Below are 21,596 nucleotides of genomic sequence, written 5' to 3' on the forward strand. Positions count from 1 at the left end.
TCTCACCTCCTACTTCGCCGCTCCAGCCGTTCCTTCAGCACCGTTCGTGGCTTCCAGCGGAACGTAGCCCGTCGGATAAGCCTCCATCAGCACTTCCTGCGTCCCATCCGCAAGCTTCACGCCCCATACGGGGACAAAATCCAGCTTGCTGCCTTCCTTCGGCACCGCCTGCAGTGCTGGGAACAGACTAACGACCTCCGATAGCCTTGCATAACGCTCCAACGCATTGCGCAGATCATCGCCACCCGGCAAATAACGCGGCTCCCTCGATTCTGCCTGATCGCCAAGCGTAATCAGCGAACGGTTATACTCGGTCACCACGCCCTGCTGCAAAATCAGCCGAATCCAGCCGTACTGAAAGCCTGCCGCCTCCAACACCGGATATTGCTCCAAATACTGCTGGAACAGCACCGTTCTGCCCAGCTTGCTGTCCGTATCCAGTACAGGATTAACAAAGCGATGCGTGCCATCCCAGCCGCCATGCTGATTCACAAACTCCACTGCGGCGTACATATTATCGCTCAATATATTATCCGCGCTCTTCGACGCTGCCGGATCGGTATAAATCATCCAGTTGCCGCTTTGCTCCACTTGAAGCCCGCGTTTGCCATCGGTATAGATTTGTGCGCCGCTGCGATCCTTGAGCGCCTTCGTCGTTCCTGGATCGAAGAACAGATTGCGCTGCACCACATCCGCAGAATAAACCGTATACGGATAAACCATTTCCACCGACTGCAGCGGCTTATCCGGGATATACAGATCGCCGTCCGCATACTGGTAATTCGTCTGATATTCCCCGAACCCGACGTAATCCTGCACATCACGAACCGTCAAGTCGGCCTGAACCGATTCATAGACGATATCGCCATCAGCGCTAAAGAAGAAGGTCCGCACCTCTTCCGTATTGCTCGTTTTGAAAATCCAGATGCGGTCAATCGTCTCATTTAGAAACATAATGTCGCCCTGCACCTTAAGCAGCTTGCGCAGCAGATCAACAGGCACGCCATTCTGGAAGCGCAGCTCAACGCCGGCATCCTTTTTCCGCACCTGCTCCCAATCCATTACATCAATCGGGCTCCGCTGAAACCCTTTAAACTCGCGGCCCTGTATGCGATCCTTGAGAATCATGTTATAGAAGGTCATGCCTGGATACAGCACCGTGTGCTTGTCCCCGCCGAAGTGGATAATCAGCTCATCGGGAAAAATAACGTTTTCCACCGTCGTCTCCTCGCCAAGCGGCTCCGCATTGATGTAGTCCTGCTCTGTGCGTACCGTAGCACCAAGTCCTGGCATACTATAAGCGAGAAAATAGCTCTGCATGAGGCTAAAGGCGACCAAAAAAATTAATATCATCGTTTTCGCCCGTTCCATTAGCTCCGCTCACCGTCCTCTTCCAGCATCGGCAGCGTGAACGTAACCGTCGTCCCGACATTCAGCTCCGAATCAAGCGAAATCGTGCCGCCATGCGCTTTGACGATTTCCCGGGCAATGGACAAGCCGAGCCCCGTTCCGCCCATATTGCGCGAACGCGCTTTGTCTACGCGGTAGAAGCGGTCAAAGATTTTTTGCAAATCCCGCTTCGGAATGCCAATCCCCGTATCCTTGACGCTGATTGCTATTAACGATTGCTCCTGCTTGCGGGCGCTCAGCTGAATTTTGCCGCCGTCCAGCGTATATTTAATCGCATTGGAAAAAAGATTGTCCAGCACCTGATCAATTTGATCCCGGTCCAGCCAAGCCTCCGTCAGCTCGCTATCGACCTGAATAGAAGCCCGAATCGACTTCTGGCGCAGCTGGAACGAGAACCGGTCTGCCACCTCGTCGAGCATATCGTGGATATTTGTCTGCCTGCGCCGCATAGGCGCCTGATTGGAATCCAGCCGCGATAAATGCAGCAGATCGGTTACGAGACGAATCATCCGCTCCGTCTCATTGCTGATGACGCCAACGAATCGCTCCGACAGCTCCCGCTCTGCTAGCGCTCCGTCATTCAGCGCCTCTGCATAGCTCTTGATCGTCGTCAGCGGCGTCCGCAGCTCATGGGAGACATTCGCAACGAACTGCCGGCGCGACTGCTCCAGCTTCTCCTGCTCGGTGACATCCTGCAGGACGACAATAGTGCCGGTCGTCCCTTTATCCCGGCGATGAATGGGCGTAAAGGTGACGCGCATAATCCCTTCCGCCTCATCCATTTCCGCTTCCTCGCCCCGGTCCAGAATGAGCGTCTGCTCCTTGCCCTGCCGCAGCTCGTCCAGCCGCTGCTGAGGCAGCGCAAGCAGCTCGGTCAGGCTGCAATTTTCGCAGCTTTTGCGATCAAGCATTTCCAGCGACCGCCGATTCCAGACGATGACCTTCCCATGCTCATCCGCTGCAATAACGCCATCGCTCATATTGGAGAGAATGGAATTCAGCTTCTCATTCTCCTCCTCATTGACCGACAGCGCCTCCTTGAGCCGGATCGTCATATCGTTAAACGCCATGCTGAGCCGCCCAATTTCATCATCGCCAAGCACGGGCACCTTGAGGTCGAACTTGCCTTCAGCGACCGCTGCCGCCTGCCGGGTCAGTCCTTGAATTGGGCTCGTGATCGTGTGAGCCAGCAAAATGCCCAGCACCCCCGTCAGCCCCAAGGCGATAAGCGTTCCCGAGAAAAAAATCTGATTGACCCGGTTCACCGTGTCATACAGGCTGTCCATCGACGCGACCATGTAGACCGCGCCGAGCACATTGTCATTGTCGTTGTCCGTTACTGGCAGCGCAATGATCTTTTTCCGGACATTATTTTCATCAATGATCTCTTCCTCATTCTCTGGAATGCCCACCAGCGCCCGGCTCACGGCGAGCGACGGGTTTTTCTTGCCTACATACGATTCCGGCACCTGAACGGACGTCGCAACGATTTTGCCGTTCGCGTCGAGCACCTGCACCTCTGTGCCGCTAATGCTGAACAAGTTGCGAACGACGAGGCTGAGCCCTTCCGCGCTTTCCACATTCGTATCCAAATCCCCGCCGGGCTTGATCGATAAGTGGCGCGCCGCCAGCTTGGACAATATATCGGCCTGCTCCTTGAGGTTGTTCGTGAAGCTGTCCGTCAGCGACGTCTTAACCGTGCTGATGAAATAAACGCCAATCAACTGCATCGCTACCAAAATCAGCAGCAAATAAATAATGACCAGCTTCACTTGGATCGTGCGAAAAAATCGCCGCCCCATCATACGTAACCGTAACCTCCTGGCTTCGTGCTTCGCATCATATAGCCAAGCCCGCGCCGTGTCATAATGAATTCCGGCCTGCTCGGATCGTCCTCAATTTTCTCGCGCAGCCTGCGGATCGTCACATCCACCGTTCGCACATCGCCAAAATACTCAAAGCCCCATACCGCCTGCAGCAAATGCTCACGCGTCATGACCTTCCCGCTGTTGCGCGCCATATAATACACAAGCTCGTATTCCCGGTGCGTCAAATCAAGCGGCTGATTGTCCTTATAGACGACATACATGTCGGTATCAATGAACAAATTAAACAGACGCAGTCCCTGCTTCTCCTGTTCAGCGTCCTGTCCGCCATCCGAACCGTGCACGCCTGCCGCACTTACCGTAGCCTCCGCCGACTTCTGCTGCCTTCTTAGATGGGCCTTCACCCTTGCCAGCAGCTCGCGGGTGCTGAACGGCTTCGTCACATAATCATCTGCGCCAAGCTCTAGGCCCAGCACCTTATCGATTTCCGTATCCTTCGCCGTCAGCATAATGATCGGCATATGCAGCTTTGCGCGAACCTCGCGGCACACATCCATGCCATCCTTCACCGGAAGCATCAAGTCAAGCAGCATTAAATCCGGCTTCTCTGCGAAAGCAAGCTCCACAGCCTGTCCGCCGTCAAAAGCACAAATGACCTCGTAGCCTTCTTTCTCCAAGTTGAACTTCAATATATCTGCAATCGGCTGTTCGTCGTCGACCACTAAAATTTTACCGTGCATCGTCACACCGCCTGTCGCTTCCTAATTCTTATCGGTTTAATCTTCCCATACTTTAGGGTATAACTTTATACACATAGCAATACTATCTTACCATACTGCCATACCTAGTTCCCAATTAAAGTTCCTTCATGCGACTGGGCCAAGGTGAAACGGCTGCCGCCGTCCTTTGGCGGCGTGGCGCGTTTCAGTCCGAGAAATATAAGCCTATTTATAGATGTGAAACTTATAAATGCTTATATTTTTAAAATAATAAAAGGAGCGCCCCCGCAAGCTTTCGCTTCGGCAGCACTCCCCCTGATGGTATAAGTCCGATTATAAATATTTCAACGGGTTTTGAAGCTCTCCGTCTTTATGAATTTCAAAATGAAGGTGGACACCGTAAGAACGTCCCGTGTTGCCCATAATACCCAGTGTATCGCCTTTTTCTAATATATCGCCTACGCTGACGCTAATCGAGTCAAGATGCCCGTACAGCGTTTCATATCCATTCTTATGATCAATGATGACTACATTGCCGTAGCCGTTCTTCGTGCCTGCAAAAATAACAACGCCATTGTCGGCTGCTGTAATCGTTTTGCCGCCCGTCATGTCAATCCCTTTATGCAATCGGCCCCAACGCGTTCCGAACGTACTGGACACCGAATAGCCCGATACGGGAGCAGAGAATAATCCCGTTCCTTCGCCCAAAATGACCTTCGTGCCCTTCATCATGACCGTTGGAACAGCTTCCTTAATGACCTGCTGGTCTACCAGCTCTTCGCTGATTAGGTAACCATTCTCTTTCACGATTTTGTAGGTCAGGCTCTTGGAGCCGCTGACGCCTGCACTAATCAGCTTGGATTCTCCAACACGCATATCATCGTTTTTCTGAACCTCAGTTGGCGGGTCGATCGTCACGATTTCCGTCAAATTCTCGGTTGTCCGGACCGACAGCTCCGGCTGGCGAACGGTAAGATCAAGTACATCTCCAACCTTGATCATATCATCTTCAATACCTTTGTTATTCTTATAAATCACTTGCGGTGAAATATCAAATTTCTGAGCGATACAACCGACGCAATCGCCTTGCTGTACCGTATATTTCGTTGGCTTAATCGTGCCCTCTACGAGCAGCTTGTACATATCATTGTCTGAAACGATGTCGCTAGGCGAAGTCGATACCGCATCCGTCTCCACCTTCTCTACGAAAGCAACATCCGTCAGTTCCTTGCCTGCCTTAGGTGTATTCTTGTCCGCCTCTTCTTCCTCTGGTGAAAAAGCGAGTGCGCGAACCTTCGTTGAATCCTTCTCCGTCTTCTCCTCCGGTGCATATTTGCTCTGCACGCGTGCCAGTACGGCGTCTGCTGCTGCTTGGCTCTTCACAATACCGATTACTTTGCCATTTACCTTCACCTCTACGCCAATAGCGTGGGTTGTAAGCAAGCCTTCCAGCTTCGCAAGCGTCTGCTGCGTATCTGGGTTGCCTTTGTAAGCACTTGTACTCGTATATGTAAGCTGACCTGATTCCACCATAATTGGAATATCTGGCGTTTCCTGCTGTGCTTCAGATGCCTTCTGCTCAAGCAGCGCTCCAACCTCCAGCGGGCTGCCGACCGTTCCTACTTCGGTGCCGTTCATATATAAGTGATAATAGTCATTCGTGTTAGCCTTAACGTATTGTATACCGCCAATTCCGACTGCTGCCAAAATCGCGATTATTCCGCCTGCAAGGATGATAGGTTTTTTATAGTTAGTAGCTGCTGTAGTTGTCGATGTCGCTTGCACTGCTGCGGACGGTTGTTGATTGATGCCTTTCGAGTCTTGTGTTCGGAATTGCCGAAAGAACTGAATGGAGGTATTCCACGCCTTTCGGATCCGACCCGTTCCCCTAAAATCGGTCATGATCGTCTCCTTCTCGCCTTAATGCCGCTATCTTAATTAGGTCTTCCGATTCATATCAGGGCCCTTTGTCCCGACAGAACACCCGAATATTACTTTAACATAGCCTTAATACGAGGAGCAACCTCTCCGATTACCGCTTAATATTAATATTTCTTCAGAATACTCATAATTTGCTCGTATTCTTCCTTGCTCAAATGCTGGGCAATGACCTGCTGAAGCTGGGTCAGCTCTTCATCTGTAAGGCCATTTTCCATGTAGCCGGATATCGTCTGCCAAGCTTCCTGGGGCAGCTTGGTCATTAATAATCCGAACAGCTCCGTCTTGTCCGTGTCGCTCATTTGGCTTTTGACCTGGTTCAGCTGATCCGTCGTAACCGCTGTTTCCGTACCGTCAATGGAGGAGCTGCCTGTGCCGGATTCTGATTCCGCTAAAGGCTGCTCTCCGTCCACTGCTTCCGCATCCCCGTTCGTCGTGCTGCCTTCTGTACCGCTTTCTGTGCTGCCCGCTCCTATGCCTGAGGCCGCGCCGCTATCCGCTTTCGTCCCGCCGCCAATGCCAATATCGGTAAGCGGCGGGGCCGTTTGCTGCCCGAAAGCATCAATCGCAAGCGGGGAATCTTCCCCTGCCCCTGCGTCCCCGCCTGAAGAAATCGCTCCATCTGGCTTCTGCGCCCCCGTCTCTCCTTGCTCAGCCGAGCTGCCGCTGCTTGCCCCTGAGCTATCCTTTCCAGTCTGCGAGGCGCCAGACTGCCCTTTAGAGCCGCCTGTATCCGCCATCAGCGGATCAGCGCCCCATATTTTTCCCCATAATCCAGTTAGCGCCATCGGCTTTACTTCCAGAGGCAAATTATATTGCTTCAAAATCGTATCCAAATAACTGCTCACAATATAGCCCGTCGTCCAAATCGACAAAAAGCTTATAATGATTCCTGCCGCCACCGTTTTCGCCAGCCAGCCCGTCATCTTCCACATGCTCTCCACCATACCCTTCCTGCTTGACCCATCCGTATAATGAGACCTGCTAGCTCATAGCATTTGAATGGTTTCTTTTACCATTATGGACAAGAGAAAGGGCACATAACCGCTGCTTGGCGCGATGAATCTATAAAGCTTTGGAATGGGGCTGTCCCAGACTAGCCAGCATGGCGAGCAGCTGCTGCTTCGTTTCTTCATCCGTAATTGCGCCTTCTTTGCTCATCTTGAGAGTGATATGCGGAATCATCACTACGCCGTGATCTACGATAATAGCATTAATCATATTCAGTGTGAGCAGCAGCGAAGCATTGGCTTTATCCCCGCCCATCGGAGATGGCGATGCGGTGACGACCGCCACCCTCTTGTTGACGAATTCGCCAGAGGACACGATCCAGTCGAGTGCATTTTTCAAGGAGCCTGGAACGCCATTCCCGTATTCCGGTGTACAGATGAGGACGCCGTCTGCCTCCATTAGCTGTCTCCGCAGCTCCCCAACCGTTGCTGGCCCTTCCTCTACATCCAAATCCGGATTAAAATGCGGCAGTTCGCCCAGCCCGCTGTAAACGCTGAAACGTACATGTTCCGCAGCAAGCGCGATAATAGCATTCATAAGCGCAGTATTGGAAGACTTCTCACGCAAGCTCCCCGAAATGGCCAAAAGCTGAATCTCCTTCTTCATCCCTCATCATCCCTTTTCATTCATTATTGTGAAAAAAAAGAAAGAAGACAGCATTCGCAGCTGTCTTCCCCTTCTATATCCGTCTAACGGATTCGTCTATTCGTAAATAGCTACAACCGGATTTGTCTGCTCGCGGTTGCGGCCGACTGAGAAAATCGCAATCGGAATACCTGTCAGCTCCGATACGCGGTTCAAGTAATTGCGCGTGTTCACTGGCAGATCATCCAGCGTTTTTGCGCCAGAAATATCCTCGGACCAGCCTGGAAGCTCCTCATATACCGCTTCGCATTCCGCAAGCATTTTCAGGCTTGCTGGATAGTGCGTAATGATTTCGCCCTTATATTTGTAGCCAGTGCAAATTTTAACCGTTTCAATGCCCGTCATAACGTCAAGCGAGTTAAGCGACAAGCCTGTAATTCCGCTAACACGGCGAGCGTGGCGCACAACGACGCTGTCGAACCAGCCTACACGGCGCGGACGGCCAGTAACTGTACCGTACTCGTGGCCTTTATCGCGAATCAAATCGCCGATTGCATTGTTTTGCTCCGTTGGGAATGGGCCATCGCCTACACGTGTTGTATAAGCTTTCGCTACTCCGATAACTTGCTGAATTTTCGATGGGCCTACGCCAGAACCGATACATACGCCGCCAGCGGATGGATTGGACGAAGTTACGAATGGATATGTACCTTGGTCAATATCCAGCATAACGCCTTGCGCGCCTTCGAACAGCACCTTGTTGCCAGCATCAATCGCATCATTCAGTACAACGGACGTGTCCGTTACATACGAGCGAAGCACTTCAGCATAAGCGAGGTATTCCTCAACGATGCTGTCTGCATTCAGCGGCTCGCCGCCGAATACTTGCTCAATCACTTGGTTTTTCTCAACAACAAGACGGCGCAGCTTTTGCTCAAACTCTTCTGCATCCATCAGATCGGCAATCCGAATGCCGTTGCGAGCGGCTTTATCCATGTAGCAAGGACCGATGCCTTTGCCCGTTGTACCAATTTTATTATCGCCTTTACGCGTTTCTTCCAATGCATCAAGTACGATATGATAAGGCATAATGACATGGGCACGATCGCTGATTTTCAAGTTCTCAGTCGAAAACCCGTTTTCTTGAATATAGTTAATTTCTTCAATTAGCGCTTTAGGGTTAATAACCATACCATTACCGATGACACACACTTTATTGTGATTAAAAATACCCGAAGGTACCATCGTTAATTTATATTTCTTATTGTCAATGAGAATAGTGTGCCCGGCATTGTTACCGCCTTGATAGCGAGCGACGACGTCGGCGCCTTCAGCCAGATAATCGGTAATTTTGCCTTTTCCTTCGTCTCCCCACTGCGTACCAACCACAACAACCGTAGACATAAACATACCCCCGTCCGGTGTATAGACACACCGAAATTTACTGTTCTTCTATTGCACCGGTTTTCCCTTTCGTACGAGAACAACGGGTGTCACACGAAGACAGCAATATTAGTGTAGCAGTACCCGAAATAGAAGTCAAACTAAAAACGAACAATTGTAGAAGTAGCTCTACAATTGTTCGGATATCATTAAGATGCCTGCGATGGATCCTCATGAGAACGGTCCAAGCTGACGAATTTATTGAAATTTTTCAGAAACACCAGCTCTACCGTACCAACGGGTCCATTCCGCTGCTTGGCGATAATGATCTCGATAATATTCTTTTTCTCCGATTCCTTATCATAATAATCATCCCGATAAAGGAAGGATACAATATCAGCATCTTGCTCAATCGAACCGGATTCCCGAAGGTCGGACATCATCGGACGCTTGTCCTGACGCTGCTCAACGCCCCGGCTGAGCTGCGACAGCGCGATAACAGGCACTTCAAGCTCACGGGCAATCTGCTTCAGGGTACGGGAAATTTCCGATACTTCCTGCTGCCGATTTTCCCCTGCCTTGCCGCGGCCGGAAATGAGCTGGAGATAATCGATCAAAATCATGCCAAGCCCGCGCTCTTTCTTCAGACGACGGCATTTCGCACGAATATCGGCAACCGTTATGCCGGGCGTATCATCAATAAAGATTTGCGCCTCGGATAAGGCACCAATCGCCATCGTCAGCTTTTCCCAGTCGTCGCCCTCCAGATAACCTGTCCGCATCCGTCCTGCATCCACGTTCGCTTCTGCACAAATCATACGCTGCACAAGCTGGGCTGCCGACATCTCCAGACTGAATATGGCGACGGTCTCGCGTGCGCGCACGCCGACGTTTTGGGCAATATTCAGCGCAAATGCTGTCTTACCAACGGAAGGACGGGCTGCAACGATAATAAGATCGCTGCGCTGGAAGCCGGACGTCATTTTATCCAAATCGACAAAGCCCGATGGAATGCCTGACGTACCGCCTTTGTTCATATACAAATGCTCGACCTTCTCAAACACTTCCATCAGCACGTCGCGGATAGATATAAACCCGCTGCTGGAACGCCGATTGGAAATTTCGAGAATTTTCTGCTCCGCATCGCCGAGCAGCGCACCCACCTGCTCTGTTCCGGCATAACCTTCGGTTACGATATTCGTAGCCGTGCGGATCAGACGCCGCAGCAAGGATTTCTCCTCTACGATCTGCGCGTAATAATCGACATTCGCTGCCGTTGGAACGGAGCTGGCCAGCCGTGCCAAATAAGACACGCCGCCAATTTCGTCGAGCAGCTGCTGGTCCTGCAAATGCGCAGTCAGCGTGACAAGATCGATCGGCTGATTATTTTCAGCCAATTCAATCATCGCTTCATATATGCGCTGATGGGGGCCGCTGTAAAAATCTTCACTGCGAAGACGCTCCATAGCTGTAATCAGCGCTTCCGCCTGCAGCAGTACGGCACCGATAACGGCTTGTTCCGCCTCCATGTTCTGCGGCGGAACGCGATCAAACTTCAGCTCTGTACTCATCATTTCCCCCTATAATCTATTATTCCTCCGTTGTTTGAACGCGCAGCTTGGCTTTCACTTCAGGATGCAGCTTCACAAGCACTTCCGTCATGCCAAGTGTGCGGATCGGTTCTTCCAACTCAATTTTACGTTTGTCGACCTTAACGCCTTGTGCAGCAAGCTGCTCGCCGATTTGCTTGGATGTGATGGCGCCGAACAGGCGGCCGCCTTCGCCAGCCTTCGTCTTCAGCACGATCGTCATTTCCTCCATCTTCTTCGCAAGCGTCTTCGCATCTTCCTTCTCCTGCGCTTTACGCTTCTGCTCGGAAGCATTTTGCACTTCGAGCGTCTTCAGATTGCCGTCTGATGCCGGCTTTGCCAGTCCTTTAGGAAGTAAAAAATTACGCACATAACCTTCGGATACGTCTTTAACCTCGCCTTTTTTTCCTTGTCCCTTAACATCTGCCAAAAAAATTACTTTCATTCAAATAACCCCTCTTCCTTATCAATTTCTTTTAGTACCGCTTTAAGCTTCTCCGCAACTTCACTAACGGTGCCTTCAAGCTGGGCGGCAGCGTTCGTTAAATGCCCGCCTCCGCCCATTCTTTCCATTACGACCTGCACGTTCATGTCGCCAAGCGAACGCGCGCTAATACCAATTAGGCCGTCTGTGCGCTCGCCAACGACGAACGATGCCAAAATATCGGTCATATTGAGCAGCGTATCTGCTGCCTGCGCAATCAACAGCTGGCCAACCTTGCGGCCCGGCTCGGTAACCGCAATCGCGATATGCTCATAATGCACGCTCGCATGCTTAATAATTTCCGCCTTGCGGACATACTCTTCCAAATCTTCCTTCAGCATCCGCTGCACCAGCATCGAATCCGCACCGTTGCGACGCAGGAACGATGCCGCCTCAAACGTTCTGGCACCGGTACGAAGGGAGAAGCTCTTCGTATCTACCGTAATGCCAGCGAGCAGCGCGGTCGCTTCCCGGACATCAAGCACAATCCGATCCGCAATGTATTGAAGAAGCTCGGCAACGAGCTCGCAAGTGGAGGACGCATACGGCTCCATATAAACCAGCAGCGCATTCGCAATAAACTCCTCGCCGCGGCGATGATGGTCGATGACCACGATTTTCCCATGCGCTCCAATGAGCCGCGGTTCCTTCACCATCGATGCCTTATGGGTATCGACGACAACCGTCAGCGTCTTATTGTTCGTCATGGACATCGCCTGCTCCGGCGTAATGAACCGTTTGGAGAAACGCTCATCCTCGCGCAGCATCTCCATCATTTTCTGAATCGAAGGATTAATGCCCTCCAGCACGATAAAAGCTTCCTTGCCGAATATTTGCGCCGCCTTCGTAATCCCAATAGCTGCGCCGATTGCATCCATGTCCGGCATCTTATGGCCCATAATAATAATATTGCCGCTTTCCTTAATCAAATCTCTAAGCGCATGCGCCACGACGCGAGCCCGAACGCGGGTCCGCTTCTCGACCGCATTGGACTTGCCGCCATAGAAGGACTGCCTGCCGCCGATTTTGACAGCTGCTTGATCCCCGCCGCGCCCAAGGGCAATATCAAGGCTGGATTGCGCCCACTGTCCCAGCTCGACGATGCTCTCTGCCTCGGCTGCAAAGCCAATGCTGAGCGTTGTTGGGATTTTCTGATCACAGGTCAGCTCACGAACCTCGTCGAGCAGGACAAACCGCGATTGCTCCAGCTGTCTAAGGGTCTTGAGGTCCGTAATGAGCATAAACCGGTCTGAGGTAAGCCGCTTAATATGAAGCTGATAGCGCTGCGCCCACTCGGTAATCTCTGTCGTCACCTTGGACAGCAGCGCCGAACGCTGATTATCGTCCATGCCCTGCGTCACTTCATCCAAGCTGTCAATCATGACGATACCAAGTGCCAGCTTCTCTTCTTCATATTTCTTGGAGAGATGCCAGAGCTCCGTAATATTTTTCACATACAAAATACGTTCTTCCGGCTTGAAAATCAGTTGAAAAACATAGTTCCCCACTATAACCTGCTGCTCTGCCTCGCGTTCCTTGTCCTTTGACTGGTGCAAGGAGGGGAACAGCTCTGCGATGGTCTGGCCCACGACAGAATCATGGCCCAAAATCTCAGCAATATAAGGGTTATGCCATTCAACCGTCTTGTCTTCATTATACAATATAATACCGAAAGGAAGCTCGCTAATCACATCATTGCCAGCCTTCTTTACCCGGTAAGAAATCGTACCTAAATACGTTTTTAAATCTTTGCGGAACGCCCGCTCCGCCAGAAAACCATATACGCTGAAACCGATCATAAACAGCAGAGCAATAAGCCCGATTCGCCATTCGAACCAAGCAAGTGCTGTCGTCATAACCGCCATAATAGCGAAAGCCGCCAACTGATGCATGCCATGCCAGCGAACAACTAAAAACTTTGGCATTTCCTGATCGCTCCTGTGCTAGGATTTCTTCGTAAATGACTTGCGGATGGGGAAAGCAGCATCAAGCACACCGATTAAGCTAAGCGGTGAGAAAATTAGTACAGGTATTGCAATCAGCACCGGGATAGCCGGGTTCCATTTACGTTCATGAGCCAAATAGAAGAAGAAACCGACGGCTTGAATTGCAAAAGCCAGCCTCAGCAATGGCAGCAAATTAAGCACTGCTACTCCGATGAAGGATTTGCTGTCAGGACTGACAAACAGGCTTAGAATGTAAACAATCACATAATAAATGACTAAAACCCGCGGCAGCATCCAATCTTTCGCCAGCGGCATTCTCGGCACCTCAATGCCTGAAGAACCAAGCACACGCCGTGAAATATACTGGGTAACAACAGCGTAAAAGAACGATACGCTAATAACAGCGAGCGGAATCGTATTCAGCATCATTTGAATGAGCATCTCGGTATACTCATCGCTCCATTCCACAGGAAGCAAAGGCTGCAATTGTGGATCATTAAATACGGAGCGAACAAAATTGCCCATTTCGCTAGTCAGAGACAAATCTAAAATCACTTCAAAAGCTGCAAATTCCATCAAAAACAGTACAAGCAGCGTAATAACCGTTCTTGACAGCACTTTATGTGCAGGCAGCTGCTTCTTGAACATATGCCCCATCACTATAGAGGGAACAAGGAAAAACAAACCGATAATTAACGCTGGAGCTCCTAATATGAGGAAGGACAGCACCCATACCGGCAGCATATGCAGAATGAACCCACGCGCGGGAAGCGCTGTGTACAACACCACATAAGGAACCATAAGAAACAATATGGTCAAAATATTAAGAACAGGTACAGCTATGGACAATAACAGGAGCAGTGCTGCCGCGCTCCATAAAACAGATTTCATACCGGTCTTCAAACCGTTCACCTCTTGCACATGTATATTCGTAATTCTTGCCGCCATGCTTGCCAGACCCCATTATATCATAAATAAGCTTCACCGCATCCAACAAGCGTAAACGGCATTGGCATACTTTGTGGGCAATGCTCGTTTCGCGATGAAATAGAAGCTTATTTATATAGACAAATTTATAATACCTTATATTTCAAGCGTAAACGGCTTTGCCTTACTTTGTAGGCAATGCTCGTTTCGCGATGAAATGTTAGGACGTGTATGCCAACGTAAGCGAGCCAAATGATAATCGAATGTAGCTTCATACGTATTCCTACTCCTACTGGGAATATCACCTATCCTGAATGTGAATCCACGTAACGAAAGGCAATGGCGTACTCTTCGATTAGGGGCTTTATGCCTTTACATCTTGAACAAAGATAAACTTGGCGGACACAGCAGCAGCTATTTCAACAGAATCGCAGGTTTGGGTACAGCTTGCGGACTCAGGAGCCGCTAATGCGCTGCAAATAGCCATTTTGGCGGGAAAATTAAGACAATAACGCCTTTCCAGTCCGCTTAGAGCCAGAAACCGTATCAAAAGCCAGAATAGCGGAACCTCAGTCCGTCAAAAATGGAGTGAGCCTCCCGAACTGCGTGATCTCAGCAACAGAGGTCTTACATTGATAAAAGGCGAAGAGCCGCTGCTCTCCGCCTTCCTTGAAAAAGACTATGCTTCAATCGCAATCGCGCTTTGCATAATCGTCTGGCAATAATCAATAATTTCACTGCGCCGCACAATGCCAATAAAATGCTCGCTGTCATCGACGACCGGCACAAAGTTCTGCACCTTCGCCAGCATAATGAGGTCTTCCATGTTCGCGTCAATTCGAACCGAGCGGTGATTCAGCCGCAGCGGGACGTCCGCCAGCTTGACTTTATTCGTCATTTCGAAAGTCAGCTCCGGCCTATTTTTCATAAACCATAATAAATCGCCTTCTGTGACAGCACCTGCATATTCGCCTTCGGCATTAATAATCGGTACGGCTGTATAACGGTGATGCTCCATTTTCTCCAGCGTCTGCCTAAGTGTTGCGTCATGCGTTACCGTTACGACTTCCTGCTTGGGCAGCAGAAAAAACGCAATGTTCATCCGTCACTCAACTCCATTTCTTCCTTCGCTTACCGCCATGAGACTGCCCGCAGTCTACTCAGCGTCGCTTGCGCTGGACAATGAGCCAACCGGCTTCTGCACTTTCGAAGCGTACTCATCCGGCATAATTAAATCCTGCTTTGCCGTATCGGGGTTCAGCCAGCTGCCAATCATCGCCTGCGTCTTGGACAAATCGTCTTTATCCGCAAAATAATACCATGCGCCGCCGTTCGTCAGCCTGTGTCCCTCGCCTTTCAGCGTATGGCTGTATATCGTGCGGTTATCCTGCTGCAGCAACTGCTGCGCCAGCTTGATCATCTGGTCAGGCTGGATGTCCGTACTGAAATTTTCACCCATAATGTCAATCAGATCAGGAATTTTGCTCCATTGGCCGACCTCAGATACTTTATCCAGCAGCTGGTTCAGAAAAACTTGATGTCTTCCCGTACGGCTCATATCGCCTCCGGCATCTTCACGGTAACGAACATAATTCAGCGCATCATTGCCATTATATACATCCTGACCGCCTTTCACGACAAACTTTTCGTGATCGGGATCTTTATTTACTATATCTTCTGCAATCGGCAGGGAAATCCCTCCCATTGCATCAATAACATCTCTGAACCCTTGAAAATTAATAGCGGCATAATAGTTGATAGGCTGGTTAAATAGATTTTCGACCGTCTCTATCGCCATCTTGGCTCCACCAAATGCGTACGCATGCGTAATTTTGTCCTCTTTGTTTTTACCCACAATTTCCGTATACGTATCACGCGGGATGGACACCATGAGAATAGCGCCGTCCTTCGGACGTATGACCGTATAAATCATCGTATCCGATCTTCCCGTCTCCTTGCCGCGCTGGTCAACGCCGAGCAGCATAAGGGCGAACGGATTCGTATTCATATTGCCGACCTGAATAGGTTCGCGGCCTTCTATTGGTTTATAGGTTTGCTCCAGTTGGGTAGCTACCTGATCGGAGAGAAACCAGTTGAAGCCCAGCATAGCAAGCGCTCCACGATTGAAATAGCCCGCCGTTCCAAGCACAAGCACCGCTGCGCAGAGCGTATATATCCACTTCTTCTTTTTTGTCCATTTTGACATTGCTCTAACTCCTAACTAGTAAGATTATAGTGCTCAAGAAGCACACTCATCATCATAAACGACAACACTAAGCCATAAGTTACAAAACTTTTACAAGACTTTGCTACCAAATGATGTATTCTAGCGAGTTTTGGCAGGAATAATAGCGGGTAAGGAAGAATATAGTGTAACGCACATTCATTTTTAGAATCAGAAAGGATGACCTACACAAATGCAACAATTTAATCAACCTGATCAATCCTCAACTGGGCTCGATCCTAAGGTCGCAGCGCTGCTTTGTTATGTTTTGAGCTTTGTCACTGGAATTATCTTCCTTGTATTGGAGAAAAACAGCCGGTACGTGAAATTTCATGCAATGCAATCGATTATTACATTCGGCGGCTTAACCGTGGTCATGATGGTGCTGAACATCATTCCGTTTATCGGGTCACTGATTAGCGCCCTGCTTGGTATTCTCGGCTTCGCTCTCTGGATCTTCCTGATGCTTCAAGCTTACCAAGGCAAACAATTCAAGCTGCCTTACGTTGGCGACATCGCCGAGAAGCAAGCTGCACAATTCAAGTAATTTGGTCAAGGTGAAACGGCTGGCTCCATCCTTTGGCGGGACGGCGCGTTTCATTCCGAGAAATATAGAGAAAGGATAACGTTATAATAGACTTTCCTATATTTCAAGGTGAAACGGCTGGCTCCATCCTTTGGTGGGACGGCGCGTTTCATTCCGAGAAATATAGAGAAAGGATAGCGTTTCGATATACTTTCCTATATTTCAAGGTGAAACGGCTGGCTCAATCCTTTGGCGGGACGGTGCGTTTCATTCCGAGAAATATAGAGAAAGGATAACGTTATAATAGACTTTCCTATATTTCAAAAATAAGGCTCCTGTCCGCTTTAGGATAGGAGCCTTATTATTTACCCGCCTTGCGCACACTTGCGCAGCCAGCCTAATCGGACAGGTCCCCTGCCGCATCATTACCGATGCAGAAACAGGGTGGCATTCAAATACCGGCGAGCCAGCGAGTGGAAATACGCCGTCTGGATCGAAATCGCCGCAATGAACAAAATATTGCGGAGCGCCTCCGACTGGTCGTTCGTCAAATCCGGCAGCTTCTGGGCAAAACGGTCCGCCGATGCTCTAATCGCATTTTCCGTCAATGCATCCTGCTTGCTGCCGCCCTTCACATGGCCGAAGGTATCTAGAAGCTGGTCATTATTCGCATCCAGCTCTTCAAACATGGCCGAGTAAGACGCATATAGCTCAAGCGGGCCAATTAGATCGGCCGATTCATCCTCCGGCTTGATGAATAAAATCTCAAGCAGCTTGCGAATCGACTCAAAATCGAGATTCGACTTCAAATCATCAATGACGAACAACAGCGCCGCTTGATTCAGCGAATATTTTTTGCCCATTTTTGGACAATTGAAATACGCCTTAAAATCGCGCTTCACCCAATTCTGCATAGAGGTAATAGACATGTTGGAATACTCCACCATATGGCCGAGCGTAGCGATTTCCTGCAGTGAGAAGCCTCTCACCTCATTGCCTTTTATCATCTTCTCCAGAATGGGGGGAAGGGCCGTGGATAAGAAGGCTGGCAGGGAAGCTCCAGCTTCCAATGCATTGCGGTGCGTCTTCTTCCAGGCATCCTGCAGCACCTGCAAAGGACGATGTCCATCCTGTCCATCCAGCGCCATCAGCAGGCAAGCCATTTCTTTTCGAGTAAGCGTGAAAGACTCCATATCGCTTTCCTCCTACTTGTACTGAACCATTTCAAGTTCGAATGAACTTATCATACGCCCGTGATATAGGAATGTAAAGATGAGATAATAGCCAATAATATCAACATTTTTCGCATTTTTGCCTGTAATTTGCCTCATATGGCCTGCTAACAACGAATGGCGAGATTGCATATTGACCCTTGAGTTCGGTATATTAGTTCATAAGAACTTAAAATTCATTTAAAAAGGATAGTGAAAAGTAGACATGGGTATAGGACTTAATCTGTTATTGATTGCATTATTAATTGTGATGACTGCCTTTTTCGTAGCAACGGAATTTGCTGTTATCAGGCTCCGGGCAAGCCGAGTCGATCAATTAGTGCTTGAAGGCAAGAAAAACGCTCTTGCCGTACAACAGGTTACAAGCAATTTGGATGGTTATCTGTCGGCCTGTCAGCTTGGTATTACCATTACAGCGCTCGGGTTAGGTTGGCTAGGTGAACCGACAGTGGAGAAAATCCTGTTCCCTCTTTTTCAACAGCTTAGTATAAGTAGTGAAGTCAGTCACGTATTGTCCTTTATTATCGCTTTTGCTTCCGTAACCTTTCTGCACGTCGTTATTGGTGAGCTTGCTCCGAAGACGTGGGCGATTCAAAAAGCGGAATTCATCAGCTTTACAGTAGCAAAGCCAATCATCTTGTTCCACAAAATTATGTATCCTTTCATCTGGGTATTGAACGGTTCTGCAAATGCGCTTGTGCGCTTGTTCGGACTAAAGCCGGTGAAAGAGCATGAAGACGCTCATAGCGAAGAAGAAATTCAGATTATTCTGAATGACAGCTACCAGAGCGGCAAAATCAACAACACGGAGTATGGCTACGTGAGCCGCATTTTCGCTTTTGACGAAATGCTCGCGAAGGAGATTATGGTGCCCCGCACCGATATGATCTGCCTGTATTCCAATAAATCGTTAGTTGAAAACATGGAAATCATTCATAAAGAACAATATACACGCTTTCCTGTCGCACAAGACAGCAAAGACAACATTATCGGCATGATCAATACGAAGCAAATGTTTTTGCAATTTCATCATAATAAAGAGTTTGATTTCAAAAAGCTGATCCATCCTGTACTTACGGTTTCCGAAGTGCTGCCTGTCAAAACGCTGCTCAAGCGCATGCAGCAGGAGCAAGTGCATATCGCCATTTTGATGGATGAATACGGCGGAACGTCAGGCCTCATTACGATTGAAGATATTTTAGAAGAAATTGTTGGCGAAATTCGTGATGAATTTGATGCTGACGAGCGCAAGGACATTGAGAAGCTTGCTGACAACTGTTACCTGCTTGACGGCAAAGTATCACTCGACGAATTGAGCGAGCTTACAGGGGTCAATCTGGAGCATGAGGAAGTCGATACGGTCGGCGGCTGGCTGTACAGCGAAATTCAAGATCCGCGCATCGGCAAAGAACTTCATCATCATAATATGCGATTTATTATTCGTGAGATCGGCAAGCACCGAATTAAGAAGGTTGAGCTGATCATTGAAACGGATGAAATAGAGACTCAGGTCGAGACAACGGCCTAAGGCCAATAAAATAAAAACGGGGTGCATCTCTTAAATGAGAGGCGCCCCGTTTTTTCGAATGTTTTGTTGCCCCTGCCTCATGACGGAGACCATGTACGATGAAGCCCTGAAATGATAGAGATTACAACGAGCGAGCAGACAAGCGAAAGCGGAACAGCGCTGCCCGTTAAATAGCAAATACCCCCGATCAAAAGGCCGCCTGCGCCGTTAAACAGAATAAACTTAGTAGCTGCTCTTGCCCTTGTACCGCCTATACGAAATGCAGCATAATGGATCGCACACATAAGGACATGTATAACGTATAAACTAGCAAAAAATATAAAGAACACAGCAAAACCGAAATCCCCATTGATGTCCGTTTCATGCGATAAAAAATAGTAATCCGCTTTGATCCATACAAAGCTGTAAATCGCGCTTAAAATAAAGGACACTGCGCTGACATTGACGATAAATTCTTTTTGCAATTTCCCCATAACCGACTCCTTGTCCCTTGCATGAGTTAGTTAGCTGGCTGCTCCCGCTTGAACAGCTGCTTCATGAGCGGCGGGGTGACTAACGTTGTCACCATAATAACGAGTACGACCGGGGTAAAATAAGCCTGCGGCAGCAGCGCCGACTGCAAGCCGGAAGCGGCGATAATGAGCGCTACCTCGCCTCTAGATATCATTCCCGCCCCAATTCCTATGGACGAGCGCATATTGAAGCCTGTGAGTCTTGCTCCGGCTGCGGCGCCGAACAGCTTTGTCAGTATCGCAACAACGGATAACAAAGCGATAAACCCTATTTGCTCGCCGATTCCCGCAAAAGTAACGTTAAGCCCAATGCTGATGAAAAAAACAGGTACAAATAGCGAATAGGCGATCGGCTCGATCTTCGTTTCAACCGTGTGGCGAAGCGGCGTTTGCCCAATCGCAATCCCCGCAGCGAATGCTCCGATAATGCCAGCAACGCCCATAGCGTCTGCGAAATAAGCGAAGCCGAAGCAGATAACCAGCGCAGCACTTATCGCTGCCTCTGTAACTGGGAAGCGGGCCAGCCGTTTCATGATAAACGGCACCAGCCACCAGCTCGCGGCAATAATAACAGCAAAGAACAGCACTTTTTTCCCGAGCAGCAGGGGAATCGATACATCTCCTCCTGATCCAAGCAAGCTCATGACAACAGCCAGCAAAACAACGACCACCACGTCATCTACAACCGCCGCTCCTAGTATCGTCGTGCCTTCCCTGGAGCTCAGCTTGTTCATTTCCTTCAACGTTTGCACCGATATGCTGACCGAGGTGGCGGAGAGCAGCAGCCCCAGAAAGATCGCCTGCGCGGAGGACAAGCCGAACAAGACAGCAGCCCCATATCCTCCGGCGAATGGCAAAATAATGCCCCCTAGCGCCACTGAAAATGACGCTTTCCAGTCTTTACGCAGCTGCTCCAGATCCGTCTCAAGCCCTGCGATAAACATGAGCAGCAGCACGCCGATTTCTGAGAAATGAGCCAGCCAGTCGCTATTGTCTACCCACCCAAGCAAGGCGGGACCAACGACTATACCTGCAAGCAGCTTTCCGAGTACAGCAGGCTGGCCAGCCTTGACGGAAAGTGCTCCTGCTATTTTGGACACCGCGATAATTAGCATTAACGTTAAAATAAATTCCATTTAATTTCCCTCCTTATTTGCAGCAAAAAACATAAAAAAAGAGCCCGCATATATACGGGCTCTTTACAAGCAGACAGAGAAATCCCGTTGTTGACAGACTCCTCCGAAAAACTTCTTTTTATTCAATTAAACGCTCAATACTTTTATTATACCTAAAATGAGCCTCGAAAACCATACTTTCCGCCCATTAACTGCCGCTTATGCTCTCGCGTACCGCCTTCGGAAGCGACTTTACAACCAGCTCATAGGAGTGGGTGATCATGCTCTCGACCTCTTCTTGCTCCAGGCTGCCGTCCAGCAGCACCGTATTCCAGTGCTTCTTATTCATATGGTAGCCAGGGATAACCGCCGCATGCTGCTCGCGTAAATTTTCAGCAATGATAGGGTCGCATTTGAGCGATATCGATTTCCGGTCGTCAGAAATTAAGGCAAACATCTTTCCCTCAACCTTCATAACCAGCGCTTCCGGTCCGAAAGGATAATCTTCAAAAGCGCCCTTCTTGCCCAGGCAATATTTAATATAATGCTCCATGGCCGTTGTCCCCCTTTTTGCCTTATCGTACCATTTTTCAGTGAGAAAAATAAAGTCCTCGCCCAAACAGCTGCTGCCGTTTAAACGA

General features: G+C 49.4%; 19 protein-coding genes. 2 read left to right on the forward strand and 17 right to left on the reverse strand.

Annotated elements, in window-relative coordinates:
* Nucleotides 1–9: 9 nt before the first annotated feature.
* The 13 genes from AC50Y5_RS14090 to AC50Y5_RS14150 form a co-directional block, all read right to left on the reverse strand.
* Nucleotides 10–1,371 (reverse strand): YycH family regulatory protein, encoded by a 1,362-nt coding sequence (locus AC50Y5_RS14090; protein WP_494861440.1) that lies wholly within the window; start codon nucleotides 1,369–1,371, stop codon nucleotides 10–12.
* Nucleotides 1,371–3,215: a cell wall metabolism sensor histidine kinase WalK gene (gene walK, locus AC50Y5_RS14095; RefSeq protein ID WP_494861442.1), complete on the reverse strand. Its 1,845-nt coding sequence runs from the start codon at nucleotides 3,213–3,215 to the stop codon at nucleotides 1,371–1,373. Before walK ends, AC50Y5_RS14090 begins: the two co-directional genes overlap by 1 nt.
* Complete coding sequence (gene yycF / locus AC50Y5_RS14100; protein ID WP_494861444.1) at nucleotides 3,212–3,976, reverse strand: response regulator YycF; 765 nt, start codon at nucleotides 3,974–3,976, stop codon at nucleotides 3,212–3,214. The genes walK and yycF overlap by 4 nt, the downstream gene beginning before the upstream one ends.
* A 312-nt stretch (nucleotides 3,977–4,288) precedes the next feature.
* Nucleotides 4,289–5,857 carry a peptidoglycan DD-metalloendopeptidase family protein gene (locus AC50Y5_RS14105; RefSeq protein WP_494861446.1) on the reverse strand — a complete coding sequence of 523 codons (1,569 nt, stop codon included), beginning with the start codon at nucleotides 5,855–5,857 and terminating at the stop codon, nucleotides 4,289–4,291.
* Nucleotides 5,858–6,000: 143 nt separating this feature from the next.
* Nucleotides 6,001–6,840, reverse strand: a complete 840-nt coding sequence (locus AC50Y5_RS14110; RefSeq protein ID WP_494861448.1) for a hypothetical protein — start codon at nucleotides 6,838–6,840, stop codon at nucleotides 6,001–6,003.
* Nucleotides 6,841–6,958: 118 nt separating this feature from the next.
* Nucleotides 6,959–7,510, reverse strand: coding sequence for an NADPH-dependent FMN reductase (locus tag AC50Y5_RS14115; protein WP_494861450.1), 552 nt, complete (start codon nucleotides 7,508–7,510; stop codon nucleotides 6,959–6,961).
* A gap of 96 nt (nucleotides 7,511–7,606) precedes the next feature.
* Nucleotides 7,607–8,893: an adenylosuccinate synthase gene (locus AC50Y5_RS14120; protein ID WP_056036143.1), complete on the reverse strand. Its 1,287-nt coding sequence runs from the start codon at nucleotides 8,891–8,893 to the stop codon at nucleotides 7,607–7,609.
* 188 nt (nucleotides 8,894–9,081) lie between these two features.
* Nucleotides 9,082–10,443 carry a replicative DNA helicase gene (dnaB, locus tag AC50Y5_RS14125; protein ID WP_056036140.1) on the reverse strand — a complete coding sequence of 454 codons (1,362 nt, stop codon included), beginning with the start codon at nucleotides 10,441–10,443 and terminating at the stop codon, nucleotides 9,082–9,084.
* A 19-nt stretch (nucleotides 10,444–10,462) separates the two neighbouring features.
* Nucleotides 10,463–10,906, reverse strand: coding sequence for a 50S ribosomal protein L9 (gene rplI / locus AC50Y5_RS14130; RefSeq protein ID WP_056036137.1), 444 nt, complete (start codon nucleotides 10,904–10,906; stop codon nucleotides 10,463–10,465).
* The gene (locus AC50Y5_RS14135; RefSeq protein ID WP_056036133.1) at nucleotides 10,903–12,870 is read right to left on the reverse strand and encodes a DHH family phosphoesterase; all 1,968 of its coding nucleotides are present in this window, start codon (nucleotides 12,868–12,870) and stop codon (nucleotides 10,903–10,905) included. The genes rplI and AC50Y5_RS14135 overlap by 4 nt, the downstream gene beginning before the upstream one ends.
* 18 nt (nucleotides 12,871–12,888) lie before the next feature.
* Nucleotides 12,889–13,839: a DUF2232 domain-containing protein gene (locus AC50Y5_RS14140; RefSeq protein ID WP_235533169.1), complete on the reverse strand. Its 951-nt coding sequence runs from the start codon at nucleotides 13,837–13,839 to the stop codon at nucleotides 12,889–12,891.
* 658 nt (nucleotides 13,840–14,497) lie between these two features.
* The gene (locus AC50Y5_RS14145) at nucleotides 14,498–14,920 is read right to left on the reverse strand and encodes a CBS domain-containing protein (RefSeq protein ID WP_046232653.1); all 423 of its coding nucleotides are present in this window, start codon (nucleotides 14,918–14,920) and stop codon (nucleotides 14,498–14,500) included.
* Between the two features lie 54 nt (nucleotides 14,921–14,974).
* Nucleotides 14,975–16,024: an LCP family protein gene (locus AC50Y5_RS14150; RefSeq protein ID WP_056036130.1), complete on the reverse strand. Its 1,050-nt coding sequence runs from the start codon at nucleotides 16,022–16,024 to the stop codon at nucleotides 14,975–14,977.
* A 211-nt stretch (nucleotides 16,025–16,235) separates the two neighbouring features.
* On the opposite strand from AC50Y5_RS14150, the gene AC50Y5_RS14155 reads away from it, so the two are divergent.
* Nucleotides 16,236–16,589 carry a DUF4870 domain-containing protein gene (locus AC50Y5_RS14155; RefSeq protein ID WP_056036127.1) on the forward strand — a complete coding sequence of 118 codons (354 nt, stop codon included), beginning with the start codon at nucleotides 16,236–16,238 and terminating at the stop codon, nucleotides 16,587–16,589.
* Between the two features lie 404 nt (nucleotides 16,590–16,993).
* Here AC50Y5_RS14155 and AC50Y5_RS14160 read toward each other — a convergent pair whose 3' ends face one another.
* Nucleotides 16,994–17,761 carry a DUF1836 domain-containing protein gene (locus AC50Y5_RS14160; RefSeq protein ID WP_056036123.1) on the reverse strand — a complete coding sequence of 256 codons (768 nt, stop codon included), beginning with the start codon at nucleotides 17,759–17,761 and terminating at the stop codon, nucleotides 16,994–16,996.
* Nucleotides 17,762–18,005: 244 nt separating this feature from the next.
* Here AC50Y5_RS14160 and AC50Y5_RS14165 point away from each other — a divergent pair, with 244 nt between their 5' ends.
* The gene (locus tag AC50Y5_RS14165; protein ID WP_056036120.1) at nucleotides 18,006–19,328 is read left to right on the forward strand and encodes a hemolysin family protein; all 1,323 of its coding nucleotides are present in this window, start codon (nucleotides 18,006–18,008) and stop codon (nucleotides 19,326–19,328) included.
* Nucleotides 19,329–19,405: 77 nt separating this feature from the next.
* On the opposite strand, the gene AC50Y5_RS14170 is transcribed toward AC50Y5_RS14165, so the two are convergent.
* From AC50Y5_RS14170 to AC50Y5_RS14180, 3 genes are all read right to left on the reverse strand, one after another.
* Nucleotides 19,406–19,801 (reverse strand): hypothetical protein, encoded by a 396-nt coding sequence (locus AC50Y5_RS14170; RefSeq protein ID WP_056036118.1) that lies wholly within the window; start codon nucleotides 19,799–19,801, stop codon nucleotides 19,406–19,408.
* A 26-nt stretch (nucleotides 19,802–19,827) separates the two neighbouring features.
* Nucleotides 19,828–20,976, reverse strand: coding sequence for a cation:proton antiporter (locus tag AC50Y5_RS14175; RefSeq protein WP_494861455.1), 1,149 nt, complete (start codon nucleotides 20,974–20,976; stop codon nucleotides 19,828–19,830).
* Nucleotides 20,977–21,163: 187 nt separating this feature from the next.
* A complete protein-coding gene (locus AC50Y5_RS14180) occupies nucleotides 21,164–21,508 on the reverse strand; it encodes an MmcQ/YjbR family DNA-binding protein (protein ID WP_056036111.1) in 345 nt (114 codons plus the stop codon).
* Nucleotides 21,509–21,596: the final 88 nt, after the last annotated feature.

The organism is Paenibacillus sp. JT22N7 (genome assembly GCF_059383875.1).